A 12,011-nucleotide genomic window follows, 5' to 3' on the forward strand; every position below is an offset into this window, starting at 1 on the left:
GCACCAGAGGGTAGTTTCAGGACAGGTCCAAGGGCGGCCGCCCTTGGATGAATCCGCCGACTTCGGGGGTGTCCGTGATGGTCCTGCGACCTCTATCTGCGTCTGAACGGGCCGACGCCCTGGGCAAGGCGGCAGCAGCCAGGGCAACCCGTGCCGCCGCCAAGGAAAGCCTCCGGAATGGCGACAGGTCGGCGGCGGACATCATCAGCTCCGCGCTGGAGGACGACGCCCTGGCCCGCATGCGGGTTTCTGAACTGCTCGAAGCGCTGCCCGGCATCGGAAAGGTGCGTGCCGCAGCCATCATGCAGCAGCTGGGGATCGCAGCGTCCCGCAGGGTCCGGGGCCTGGGCGTCCACCAGCGCCGGGCGCTGGTAGATTTTATAGACGAGCACTGAGGCAGGCGGCGCCTGCCCTTCCCCAACCGTGGCAAAAGGAATACGTGAGCAAGAAACCTGGACTGACAGTCCTCGCAGGTCCGACGGCTGTTGGCAAAGGCACCGTGTCCACCTATATCCGGGACAATTATCCGGAGGTTTGGCTTTCCGTCTCAGCCACCACCCGGGCGCCCCGGCCGGGCGAGGTGGACGGTGTCCACTACTTCTTCAAGAGCAAGGAGGAGTTCGAGCAGCTCATTGCCGAGGGTGAACTCCTGGAGTGGGCTGTTGTGCACGGCCAGAACACTTACGGCACGCTGAAGAGCACCGTGAATGCGGCCATCGCGGAAGGCCGGTCCGTGCTGCTGGAGATCGATCTGCAGGGTGCACGCCAGGTCAAGGCAGCCGTTCCGGACGCCCAGTTCGTCTTCCTGGCCCCGCCCACCTGGGACGAGATGGTGCGCCGGCTGGTGGGCCGTGGCACCGAAACTCCCGAAGAACAGCAGCGGCGCCTGGAAACCGCTAAACTGGAACTTGCTGCTGAACCGGAGTTCGACCATACCGTCATCAATGACGACGTCCGCCGGGCAGCGGACGAGCTTGTTTCACTCATGGGGCTGACACCGCATCCACACCTGCCGGAACCGTCAGCCCGCTAGGAATTTGGAGAATTCGTGTCCACGAACCTTGAAGGCATCATCAACCCGCCGATCGACGATCTGCTGAAGGTAGCTGATTCCAAGTACGGCCTGGTGATCTTCGGTGCTAAGCGCGCTCGTCAGATCAACGCTTATTACGCCCAGCTGCACGAGGGCCTGTTCGAATACGTCGGCCCCCTGGTCGACACCAAGTTGAACGAAAAGTCGCTCTCGATCGCACTGCGCGAGATCAACGAAGGCAAGCTGGTTTCCACGCCGATCGAAGCCGCAGAGTAATCCTGCCGCTGAACTGACTTGCTGTTGACGGAGGTCACGTGCGCATAGTCCTCGGAGTCGGGGGAGGGATTGCCGCCTATAAGGTGGCATCGCTCCTCCGGCTTTTTACTGAAGCCGGCCATGACGTCACCGTGATTCCCACGGAGGCGTCCACCCGCTTCATCGGCACCGCCACCTGGGAGGCGCTGTCCGGAAACCCGGTCAGCAACAGCGTTTTCGATGACGTGCACCTGGTCAACCATGTCCGCCTGGGCCATGAGGCAGACCTGGTGGTTGTGGCACCGGCCACGGCGGACCTCCTGGCAAAAGCTGCCACCGGCCAGGCAGGGGACCTGCTGACCAACACGCTGCTGATGGCGCACGGGCCCGTGCTGTTCGCACCCGCGATGCACACCGAAATGTGGCAGCACGCGGCAACCCGCGCCAACGTCGAAACGCTCCGCAGCCGCGGCGCCGCCGTCCTGGAGCCGGCCTCCGGCAGGTTGACCGGCGCAGACTCGGGCCCGGGCAGGCTCCCGGAACCGCAGGTGATCTTCGACGCAGCCATGGCGCTGGTCCAGGGACAGTCCGATTACCAGCTGCCGCTTGCGGGCCGCACCGTAACCATCAGCGCCGGCGGCACCCGCGAACCGCTGGACCCCGTACGATTCCTGGGCAACCGCTCTTCCGGCAAGCAGGGCGTGGCCCTGGCGGTCGCTGCCCGGAACGCCGGCGCCACCGTGCGGTTGCTGGCCGCCCACATGGACGTTGCGCCCCCGGCCGGGGTGGAGGTGGTCCGCGTGGAGACCGCCCTGCAGCTCCGGGAAGCTGCGCTGGACGCCGCTGCGGACTCCGACGTCGTCATTATGTCCGCCGCCGTGGCCGACTTCCGCCCGGCCGATGTCTCGGACACCAAGATCAAAAAGCGGGACGATACCGCAGATCCCATCATCACCCTTCTCCGCAACCCGGACATCCTGCAGGAGCTCGTGGAACAGCGCAATGCCGCTGCGTCGGCAGCCGGGCAACTCATCGTCGGCTTCGCCGCGGAAACCGGGGACAGCGAGGGCGACGTCCTGGAGTATGCGGAGGCAAAACTGCAGCGGAAGGGCTGCGACCTGCTGGTGGTCAACCACGTGGGGACGGACAAGGTCTTCGGGCAGGACTCGAACTCCGTGGTCATCCTCTCCCGCTCCGGCTCCGAACCACAGGAAGCGTCGGGAACCAAGACTGAGGTTGCCGAGGCCATCATTACCCGCATCAGCTTTGAACTGAACCGGGTTTCACCCCGGACCTGAGTGTTCCGCACCACGTTTGCTTCGCGGGAAGACATCTCCCGCAGGGCCGGCGTGCTCCAACCAGTAAGGTAGTTGAGTGACTTTACCGCTGCACCTTCCCCAGTCCCATGGGGCCACGCCCTCCGCGCTCCGGCTCTTCACGTCCGAGTCGGTCACCGAAGGCCACCCGGACAAGATCTGTGACCAGATCAGCGACGCCATTCTGGACGCGCTCCTGGCCGCCGACCCCGAATCCCGTGTTGCCGTGGAAACCATGGCGACCACCGGCCTGGTGCACGTGGCGGGCGAAGTCACCACCGACGCCTACGTCGAAATCCCGCAGATCGTCCGCGAGACCATCCTCGGCATCGGCTACGACTCTTCAGCCAACGGTTTTGACGGTGCCCGCTGCGGCGTGTCCGTATCCATCGGCCAACAGTCGAATGACATCGCCGGCGGCGTTTTCAACTCTCTGGAAGCCCGCGAAGGCCGCCAGGAAGACGATTATGACCTCCAGGGTGCGGGCGACCAGGGCCTGATGTTCGGGTACGCCAGCGACGAGACCCCTTCCTACATGCCCACGCCCATCTGGTTGGCCCACCGGCTCTCCGAACGCCTCACCGACGTCCGGAAGACGGGTCAACTGGCCTACCTCCGCCCGGATGGCAAGACCCAGGTCACCGTGGGCTACGACAAAGACGTTCCGGTATCCGTTGAAACCGTGGTGATCTCCAGCCAGCACGCCGAGGGTGCGAGCCTTGAGCAGCTGCGCGCCGACCTCGCCGCCATCGTCATTGAGCCGGTCCTCGCCGCCGCCAACCTGGACATTTCCCGCACCGCGAACATCCTCAACCCTGCGGGTGAGTTCGTTATCGGCGGCCCCGTGGGAGACGCCGGCCTCACCGGCCGCAAGATCATCGTCGACACGTACGGCGGCATGGCCCGCCACGGCGGCGGCGCCTTCTCCGGCAAGGACCCGTCCAAGGTGGACCGCTCCGCTGCATACGCCATGCGCTGGGTCGCCAAGAACGTGGTGGCCGCAGGACTGGCGAAGCGTGCCGAGATCCAGATCGCCTACGCCATCGGCCAGGCCCGGCCCGTGGGAACCTACGTGGAGACGTTCGGCACCGAGACCGTGGACCCGGCCCGCATCAGCGAAGCCATCGCGGAAATCTTCGATCTCCGTCCGAGGGCGATCATCGACGCCCTCGACCTGAAGCGGCCCATCTACGCCAAGACGGCTGCCCACGGGCACTTCGGCCGCGACGAACCCGACTTCACGTGGGAACGCCTTGACCGGGTGGATGATTTAAAGGCTTTCTTCAACGCCTAGCCGCGCTGCAGCTGCAGTCCCACGGCGCAGGCAGGAATCCCATTGGGGCAGGCTGGAAGCCCACTGTCAGTGCCCCGTGTTTTGCTGTCCCTGTCCAACCCGGCAGCTGAACGGAGGTAACCGCAGTGGTTGCTGACAGTTCCGTGCAGCCGTCCCTGCTGCAGGGCTTCCCGGCACGCACCCTGCCCACTGGCGTTGCCGTGGCAGGGCACCTTCCCGTGGCCCGGGTCCTTGTTGAGTCTTCGCTGCCCCATCTGGACCGGCCTTTTGACTATGCGGTCCCGGCTGCGCTGGACCAGGCAGCCCAGCCAGGTGTCAGGGTCAAGGTCAAGTTCAACGGCCAGGACCTCAACGGATTCCTCCTTGAACGGGTCGCTGAGTCCGACGCCGGACACACCCTGGTGCCGCTGGCAAAAGTGGTGTCGCCGGTTCCGGTCCTCACGCCTGCCGTCAAGGACCTCGCTGCTGCCGTTGCTGCACGGTATGCCGGCACCGTCAGCGACGTCCTCCGCCTTGCGGTGCCGCCCCGGGTTGCCAGGCTGGAGAAGGACTACCCTGCGTCCCTGGACACCGGGGAAGCGGAAGGCGTCCCCGCCCTGCCAGGTGCCCCGGGTGTTTCATCGTGGGCACCGTACCGCACCGGCGCTGCCTTCCTCAGGCACCTGGCCGCAGGGGGCGCCCCCCGCGCCGTTATCAATCCGCTGCACGGGTACGGGCCCACCGGTTGGCCGGACCTGCTGGCGCAGGCCGCAGCTGCCGCTTATGCCTCAGGCCGGGGCGCGCTCCTGGTGGTGCCCGACTACCGGGACCTGGACCGCCTCGAGGATGCCCTGAAGGGCGTGGTGCCGGAGGAGGCCGTGGCCAGGCTAACGGCCGACGACGGTCCCACGCCGCGCTACCGGAACTTCCTGCGCCTGCTGGCCGGCCGGGCCAAAATTGCGATCGGAACGCGGTCGGCGGCCTTCGCCCCGGTGCAGGACCTGGGGCTGGTTGCCTGCTGGGACGACGGCGACGACCTCCACATCGAGCAGCGCGCACCGTATGCCCATGCCCGGGAGGTCCTGCTCCTGCGGGCAGAACAGGAGGGTACGTCCTGCCTCCTTGCCGGACACGCCCGCAGCACCGAAGTCCAGCGCCTGGTGGAGGCCGGCTGGGCCGTCCCCGTGGAGGCCGGGCGGTCCACTGTCCGTGCGTCGGTTCCGCGCGTCGTCAGCACTGCCGACAGCTTCGAGCAGGGCCGGGACCCGTTGGCCACCATCGCCCGCCTGCCGCATGCCGCGTGGCAGGCGGCCAAGGAGGGGCTGGAGCGTGGTCCCGTCCTGGTCCAGGTCGCCAGGGCGGGCTATGCACCTTCCCTTGTGTGTGAGACGTGCCGTGAACCCGCCCGGTGCGCGCACTGCCAGGGGCCCCTGGCTTTGGCCGGCACCTCCGTTTTGCCCCAATGCCGCTGGTGTTCCACCCCCGCCCCGGACTGGAAGTGCTCGCACTGCGGTGGCAGGCGGCTGCGAAAAGGGGCCACCGGCGTCCTGCGAACCGCCGAAGAGCTTGGCCGCGCGTTTCCCGGGACGACGGTCATCACGTCCTCGGGGGACCAGGTGAAGGCCACAGTGGGTGCCGGCAAGGCCCTGGTGGTGGCCACGGTGGGGGCCGAACCTGTGGCAGACGGCGGGTACGCTGCCGCGCTGCTGCTGGACGGCGATTCCCTGTTGCGCCGCGAAACCCTCCGCGCGGGCGAGGACACCGTGCGCCGCTGGTTCAACGCAGCCGCCCTGGTACGTCCCGCCCCGGACAAAGGACTGGTGGTGGTGACGGCTACGGACACCGCTGCCACGGGGGCGCTGCTGCGGTGGGATCCGGCCGGCTACGCCCACCGTGAACTGTCCCTGCGGATGGAACTGCAGCTTCCACCGGCGGTGCGCATCGCATCGGTGACAGGGCCGCGGGCCGCCGTCGAACACTACACGGGTGCGGTGGAAGCGGACCTGGCTGGTTCGGGCATCGCGGTGCGTACGGCTGGCCCCGCGCCGCTGCTGCTCACCGCACCGCCCTCCGGCAGGCGCACGGCCGAGGACGTCCGGACCCTGTTGTTCTTCCCGTACGGCCAGGCTGCCGCCGTCGTCCGAGTCCTGCGGGTTACCCGGGCAGCCGTGGCTGCAAAGCGGACCTTGGACCCCGTGCAGCTGCGGCTCGATGGCGTGGACGTCCTCTAGGCCCGGCGCCTTTTCGCCACGACCTCATGCGCGGCATCCACCAGCTGGCGCGCCGACTCGTCCCAGCTGAACTCCGCCGCGCGCGCAATCGAACGCCGGGACATGTCCTGCCAGTGCACGTCGTCCTGGAGCTGACCCACAGCGTCCGCGAACTGCCCGGGGGACTCCGGATCCACGTACAGCGCGGCGTCCGCCCCGACTTCGCGGAAGATGGGAATGTCGCTGGCGATCACGGGCGTACCCACCGCCATCGCCTCCACCAGCGGAAGGCCGTACCCCTCCGCTTTGGACAGGCTCACCAGGGCAGTGGCCCGTCGCAGGAGCCCGTCATACTCAGCATCGGTCACACCGTTATGGAACATCACCGAGGCGCCCGCAGGCACGATGGCTTCGAGTTCAGCCCGGCGTTGCGGCGTGATCCGGCTGAGGAGGTGAAGGGTGTAGCCGGGCAGCCCGGCCATGCCGGCCACCATGGTTTCCACGTTCTTGTACGGCATGAACGACCCCATGTAGATGATCGTTTTGTCCGCGCCGGCGGCGGGGTCGCGGGGTTCCTGCGCCGGCTGCGGTGCGTTGGCGATGATGCGCACGGGCCTGCGCGTCAGCCGGTATTTGGCCATCAGCGCCGCCGTGGTCTGGCTGATCGTTGCCACGGTATCGGCCCGGTTGAGGAGCACGCGCTGGGGCCAGAAAGCCTTGTGGTAGAGGCGCCACAGCAGCCGGACCGGGGCCGGCAAGAACCCCGGGGGGGCGGGGTGCTCGTAATAGATGAGGTCGTGCAGGGTCAGGATCAGCCCGTATTTCCGGCCCCAGGTGCCCATGGTCTGCATGGGGCAGACCACCACGTCCGCTCCTGTGGCGTTGACTTGCCGGGCAACGAACAGTTCCAGCGGCGAGAGCGGGCTGCTGATGAGCGTGTAGGGAACGTCCGGCAGCAGGGCAAGCTGCCGCTCGTCGGACACCAGCATGGAGACGTCCGCGATCTTTGCCGTGGCAGCAATCAGGCTGGCTCCATAGCGGCTGATGCCGTCGTGGTGGTCGGTACGGGTGAACCGTGCATCAATGACGATCTTCACGCGGGATGGTCCTTCAGGAAGCTGCGGATGTAACGGGCGGCCGGCTCAGGCGTCTCGTAGTGGATCAGGTGCCCGACGCCGGGAATCACCTTCAGCTCCCCGTCGGGAAGCAGCTCCAGGAGGCGGTGCTGGTTGGGGAGGGTGGCGATTTCATCCTTTTCGCCGGCGACCAGCAGCACGGGCAGGTCCAGCTGGCCGGCCACCTCCGCCACATGGCTGCTGACGGAGGCGGTGAAGGACTCCAGGAGGCTGTCCCGGTCGGCAAAGGAACTGAAGTAGGCGTGGTGCTGGCCGTGGATGAAGGCCCGCAGCTCCCGGTCGCGGGTCTTGGCCATGGTCTCGCTCATGACCCGGACGATCAGCGGATTGCGCAGCAGAGCCAGTCCCGGGCCGCGGGGAAGCCGTGCCGCGAGCTGGTAGTACAGCACGGCCAGGCGGGTCATCACACCCTTTGGACCCTCCAAAGCCGGAGCTGCGATGGGGTTGATCAGGATCAGGGGACGCACGGCCTGCGGGTTGTTGGCCACGAAGTGCGACGCCACGATGGACCCAAACGAGTGTCCCAGCAGCACGGTGTCCGGCCCCAGGCCCTGGCTGGCCATGAAGCCGCTGATGAACTGTCCGTAGCGCTCCACGGAGTGGGGGCCCCGGGCAAATGCGTCCGAACTGCCGAAGCCAGGAAGGTCCGGCATGATGATGCGCATGTCCGGAAGCTGGTCGGCCACGCGAAGGAGTCCGTGGTGGTCGCCGCGGAATCCGTGGACCACCAGGATGGTCCGGATTTCCGGGGTCTCCTCGACGGGCTCATAGGTCCAAAAAGCCACTGTGCTGCCGTCAAGGCTCACGGTGGACGCGGAGGTGCGGGCGGCAAGGCCGGCACTCAGATACGCAGGCGCAGGGGAAGGCCCCGGGTTCACGGTATCCATAGCGGAGGCCTAGTTGACGTTGTCCGGATGCGACCCGGTCCGCTGCCCGCGGTCCAGCGCCTTGATGGCCACCAGGTCGCGCCCGGAGAGCTCGAAACCGAAGACGTCGAGGTTCTCCCGGATCCGGGCTTCAGAGCTGGCCTTGGGGATGGCAACATGTCCCAGCTGCATGTGCCAGCGGAGGATCACCTGCGCAGGGGTCCGGCCGTGCTCGGCGGCGCAGGCCTGGATGACGGGATCGGCCAGCACCTGGCCGCGGCCCAGCGGGCTCCACGCTTCGGTCCGGATGCCCAGTTCCGCATGCTTGCTGCGCAGTTCCTCCTGCTGCAGCCATGGGTGGAGTTCGATCTGGTTGACGGCGGGGACCACCTCGGCGCTTTGCAGCAGGCGGTCAAGGTGGGCGGGCTGGAAATTGCTGACGCCGATGGCGCGGACCCTGCCCTCCCGGTAGAGCGTCTCCAGGGCGCGGTAGGTTTCGGGGAACAGGCCCCGCCGGGGGCACGGCCAGTGGATGAGGTACATGTCCACATAATCCAGGCCAAGGTTGACCATGGAATCGTCGAAGGCGCGCAGCGTCGCATCGTAGCCGTGGTGGTCATTCCACACCTTTGTGGTGATGAACACGTCTTCGCGGGTCAGGGACGGAAAGAGTTCGCCTGAGCCGCCGCTGCCGGTCCCCGCGTCCAGCTGGGAACTGATGCCGCGCGCCACGCCGGTTTCGTTGCCATACATGGCGGCGGTATCGAAGTGCCGGTAGCCGGCGGCGAGCGCGGTGGCCACCAGCCCTTCCGCGTCTGCTGCCGGCACCTTGTACAGCCCAAAGCCGAGCTGGTCTATCAGCACGCCGTTGTTCAGGCTGAGCCGGGGTGAGGTTCTCATGGCAACGACTCTACCCACTTCAGCTGGTGAGGCCCTCGTAATCCACCAGGCGGCGTGCGGTGGCTTCGTCGAGGATCAGGTCCGTGGCGAGCCGTGCTGCCAGTGCCCCGCGCAGGCCGTTGATCTTCGAGACCCCTGACACCACGCAGATCCTCCGGCGCACCTCCCGGAGCTGGGCGAGGGACGGGCCGGTGGACCGTTCGTTCAGGACGATCCCGTCAGAGGACCCATCGGCCCGGAAGAACACTGTGGCAACGTCGCCCACCACGTCTGAGTTGGCCAGGGCATTGAGGTCGTCTTCGTCGAGGTACCCGCCGGCGTACACGTGGCTGGGATAGTCGGCGTGCACGGATCCGACGCCGAATATGGCGATGCTCATCTTTGCCTGCAGTTCCAGGACGCGCTGCACGCTGCGCTCGTTCCACATGGCTGTCTTGGTGGCGGCATGGTCGAAGAACGCCGGGACGGGGAACTGCTCCACCCGTGCCCCGTAGGCGCTGCCGAACCGGCGCATGATGTCGCTTGCGTAGGTAATGCCTGTGGTGTGCATGTTCCCGGCCCCGTTGAGCTGGACGATCACACTGTCGTGGGTGATCTTCCGGGTGAGGTGCCGGCTCACCGCGCTGAGCGTCGATCCCCAGGCCACGCCGATGATGGCGTTGGAGTCCACCAGGGGTCCGATGGTCCGCGCAGCCTGCATGGCCACCCGGTCCAGGGTCTCCGCCTCATTGAGTGTTCCGAGAATGGGAACCACGTGGACATCCAGGTTGTACCGGCGCCGGATCATGCCCTCCAGCTCGGGTCCGGTGTCCAGCGGGTTGCGGATCTGGATCTGCACCAGTCCCGACTCCCGTGCCGAGGACAGAAGCCGGGAAACGGTAGACCGGGACGTCCGCAGCTCGCGGGCGATCGCATCCATGGTGAGGTCCTGCAGGTAATACATTTGTGCAGCTCGGAGGGCATCCTGGTCTCGGGAAAGTGCCATCTCACTTCCGTTCTGCACGTTTGTGCATAGTGCTTGACTCCATTTTCCATTTCTCCAAACAATAGAGCAGAACGGCGGCGCCACCCAGCGGTGACCGCATCGCACAAAGCCCCAAGGGAGTCGTTTTGGGACCCAAGGATTCAACTGTCCAACCATCTGCCAGTGCGCCCCGGCCAGGAGCCGAACGCGCATCGGTCCACAGCCTGCGGCGCCGGCCGCACGCAAAAGTCCTGGTGGTTGGCGGCGGCATCAACGGAGTGGGCACGTTCCGTGACCTGGCACTGCAGGGCGTCGATGTGGCGCTCGTGGAGCGCGGTGACTACTGCCAGGGCGCAAGCGGCGCGTCCTCACACATGATCCACGGTGGCATCCGCTACCTCGAAAACGGGGAGTTCCGCCTGGTGCGGGAATCCGTGGTGGAGCGTAACCGCCTGCTGAAGATCGCCCCGCACTACGTCAAGCCGCTGCAGACCACCATCCCGATCTTCAGCACCTTCTCCGGCATCCTCTCCGCGCCGCTGCGCTTCCTCACTCACAAGCAACAGGGCAAGCCCAAGGAGCGCGGCGCGTTCCTCATCAAGGCGGGCCTCAGCCTCTACGATTCGTTTTCCCGCGACGGCGGCACGGTGCCCCGGCACCAGTTCCGCACCCACAAGGCAGCCCTTCAGGAACTGCCCGCCCTCCGGCCCGACGTCAAGTACACCGCCACCTACTTCGACGCCTCGGTGCACAACCCTGAGCGGCTGACCCTCGACGTCCTGCAGGATGGCGAGAAGGCGGGCCGGGCAGGCAACGCGCAGGGAACCAGCACGCAGGGTGACACGGCCCGTGCCAGCAACTACCTCTCGCTGCAGTCCATGTCTTCCACCCCGAACCCGGGCACCGGCCGGGGGAGCACTGTCCGGCTCCGCGACGAACTCACCGGGGAAGAGTTCGATTTCACGGCGGACATCATCGTGAACACCACCGGGGCGTGGGTGGACCTGACCAATGGGGCCATGGGCGCAGCCTCCGCCTTCATGGGCGGAACCAAGGGCTCCCACATCGTGCTGGACCACCCGGGCCTGCTCGCCGCCTGCCGGGGCCGGGAAATCTTCTTCGAACACACCGACGGCCGGATTGTCCTCATCTACCCCATGGGTGACCGGGTGCTTGTGGGCACCACGGACGTCGACGCGGACATGTCAGAGGACGCCATCTGCACGGACGAGGAAATCGAATACTTCTTCGACCTCATCGGCCACGTCTTCCCGTCCATCGACGTGACCCCTGACGACATCGTCTATACGTTCTCGGGCGTCCGCCCCCTGCCGAGCCATGACGCCACCCAGCCGGGCTTTGTCTCCCGGGACTACCGCATCGAACGCCGCGCGTCCGGAACAAACGGAACCGGCGCCGTCGTGCTGAGCCTGGTGGGCGGCAAGTGGACCACCTTCCGCGCCCTCGCAGAACACCTGACCAACGATGTCCTCTCCGAACTCGGCGTGCAGCGCAGGCTTTCGACCGCGCAGCTTCCCATCGGCGGCGGTGCGGGCTTCCCTGCCGACGAAGCAGGCGTTCAGAAGTGGATCAAGGCCCACATGGCCGCCGGCCGCGACGCACACCGCACGGCCGGGCTGCTGACGCGTTACGGGACCCGGGCCGAAGCCGTCATCGAATACCTTGATGCCGAGCCTGACCAGGCCCTGCGGTCCACACGGGAACTCAGCGTCCGCGAACTGGAATTCATGGCGGCAAACGAGCAGGTGGGGCACCTGGTGGATGTCCTCGTCCGGCGCACCTCCCTTGCATTCCGGGGGCTCGTGACCGGAGAGCTGCTCAACGAAGTGGCGGAGGTGCTGTCCGTCCCGCTCAAGTGGGACAGCGCAACCCGCGCCGCTGAGATCAAGCACGCCCAGGACGTGCTGCAGCGTTTCCACCGCGTGGAAACGCACAGCCTGGTCTCCTAAGGCCAGGCGGCCGGCCGGGGCGTGCCAGCGTCCCGGCCCCACGGTCCTTCACCCGCGGAGGACCGACAACTAAACAAAGAAGGAGTCA

Annotated in this window: 11 protein-coding genes; 7 read left to right on the plus strand and 4 right to left on the minus strand. The window is 66.7% G+C overall.

Annotated elements, in window-relative coordinates:
- The first annotated feature begins 77 nt into the window (after positions 1-77).
- The 6 genes from mihF (at position 78) to MRBLMD1_RS19970 (ending at position 6,108) form a co-directional block, all read left to right on the plus strand.
- Complete coding sequence (gene mihF, locus MRBLMD1_RS19945) at positions 78-395, plus strand: integration host factor, actinobacterial type (protein ID WP_201302514.1); 318 nt, start codon at positions 78-80, stop codon at positions 393-395.
- A gap of 44 nt (positions 396-439) precedes the next feature.
- Positions 440-1,033 carry a guanylate kinase gene (gene gmk / locus MRBLMD1_RS19950; RefSeq protein ID WP_159631921.1) on the plus strand — a complete coding sequence of 198 codons (594 nt, stop codon included), beginning with the start codon at positions 440-442 and terminating at the stop codon, positions 1,031-1,033.
- A gap of 15 nt (positions 1,034-1,048) precedes the next feature.
- A complete protein-coding gene (gene rpoZ, locus MRBLMD1_RS19955) occupies positions 1,049-1,309 on the plus strand; it encodes a DNA-directed RNA polymerase subunit omega (protein WP_026264487.1) in 261 nt (86 codons plus the stop codon).
- A 38-nt stretch (positions 1,310-1,347) separates the two neighbouring features.
- Entirely contained in the window at positions 1,348-2,586 is a 1,239-nt protein-coding gene (coaBC, locus tag MRBLMD1_RS19960) for a bifunctional phosphopantothenoylcysteine decarboxylase/phosphopantothenate--cysteine ligase CoaBC (protein WP_159631922.1), read from the plus strand.
- Positions 2,587-2,662: 76 nt separating this feature from the next.
- A complete protein-coding gene (gene metK, locus MRBLMD1_RS19965; RefSeq protein WP_159631923.1) occupies positions 2,663-3,898 on the plus strand; it encodes a methionine adenosyltransferase in 1,236 nt (411 codons plus the stop codon).
- A 125-nt stretch (positions 3,899-4,023) separates the two neighbouring features.
- Entirely contained in the window at positions 4,024-6,108 is a 2,085-nt protein-coding gene (locus MRBLMD1_RS19970) for a primosomal protein N' (protein ID WP_364402876.1), read from the plus strand.
- On the opposite strand, the gene MRBLMD1_RS19975 is transcribed toward MRBLMD1_RS19970, so the two are convergent.
- Genes MRBLMD1_RS19975 through MRBLMD1_RS19990 form a run of 4 tightly spaced genes read right to left on the minus strand, consistent with a single transcriptional unit; the run spans position 6,105 to position 9,974 of the window.
- Positions 6,105-7,184 (minus strand): glycosyltransferase family 4 protein, encoded by a 1,080-nt coding sequence (locus MRBLMD1_RS19975; RefSeq protein WP_307490619.1) that lies wholly within the window; start codon positions 7,182-7,184, stop codon positions 6,105-6,107. The genes MRBLMD1_RS19970 and MRBLMD1_RS19975 overlap by 4 nt on opposite strands.
- Positions 7,181-8,110, minus strand: coding sequence for an alpha/beta fold hydrolase (locus MRBLMD1_RS19980; RefSeq protein ID WP_364402880.1), 930 nt, complete (start codon positions 8,108-8,110; stop codon positions 7,181-7,183). Before MRBLMD1_RS19980 ends, MRBLMD1_RS19975 begins: the two co-directional genes overlap by 4 nt.
- Before the next feature lie 9 nt (positions 8,111-8,119).
- The gene (locus MRBLMD1_RS19985) at positions 8,120-8,989 is read right to left on the minus strand and encodes an aldo/keto reductase (RefSeq protein ID WP_364402883.1); all 870 of its coding nucleotides are present in this window, start codon (positions 8,987-8,989) and stop codon (positions 8,120-8,122) included.
- 19 nt (positions 8,990-9,008) lie between these two features.
- Positions 9,009-9,974, minus strand: a complete 966-nt coding sequence (locus MRBLMD1_RS19990) for a sugar-binding transcriptional regulator (protein WP_159631928.1) — start codon at positions 9,972-9,974, stop codon at positions 9,009-9,011.
- A 125-nt stretch (positions 9,975-10,099) separates the two neighbouring features.
- On the opposite strand from MRBLMD1_RS19990, the gene MRBLMD1_RS19995 reads away from it, so the two are divergent.
- Entirely contained in the window at positions 10,100-11,923 is a 1,824-nt protein-coding gene (locus MRBLMD1_RS19995; RefSeq protein WP_364402886.1) for a glycerol-3-phosphate dehydrogenase/oxidase, read from the plus strand.
- Positions 11,924-12,011 lie beyond the last annotated feature (88 nt).

This window comes from Pseudarthrobacter sp. LMD1-1-1.1, assembly GCF_040676255.1.
Classification (GTDB): domain Bacteria; phylum Actinomycetota; class Actinomycetes; order Actinomycetales; family Micrococcaceae; genus Arthrobacter.

What these genes read in the sequence shown, in the direction of transcription:
- mihF (WP_201302514.1), top strand. Translation starts at nt 78, where the DNA reads ATGGTCCTGCGACCTCTATCTGCGTCTGAACGGGCCGACGCCCTGGGC.
- MRBLMD1_RS19980 (WP_364402880.1), bottom strand. Translation starts at nt 8,110, where the DNA reads ATGGATACCGTGAACCCGGGGCCTTCCCCTGCGCCTGCGTATCTGAGT.
- MRBLMD1_RS19985 (WP_364402883.1), bottom strand. Translation starts at nt 8,989, where the DNA reads ATGAGAACCTCACCCCGGCTCAGCCTGAACAACGGCGTGCTGATAGAC.
- MRBLMD1_RS19990 (WP_159631928.1), bottom strand. Translation starts at nt 9,974, where the DNA reads ATGGCACTTTCCCGAGACCAGGATGCCCTCCGAGCTGCACAAATGTAT.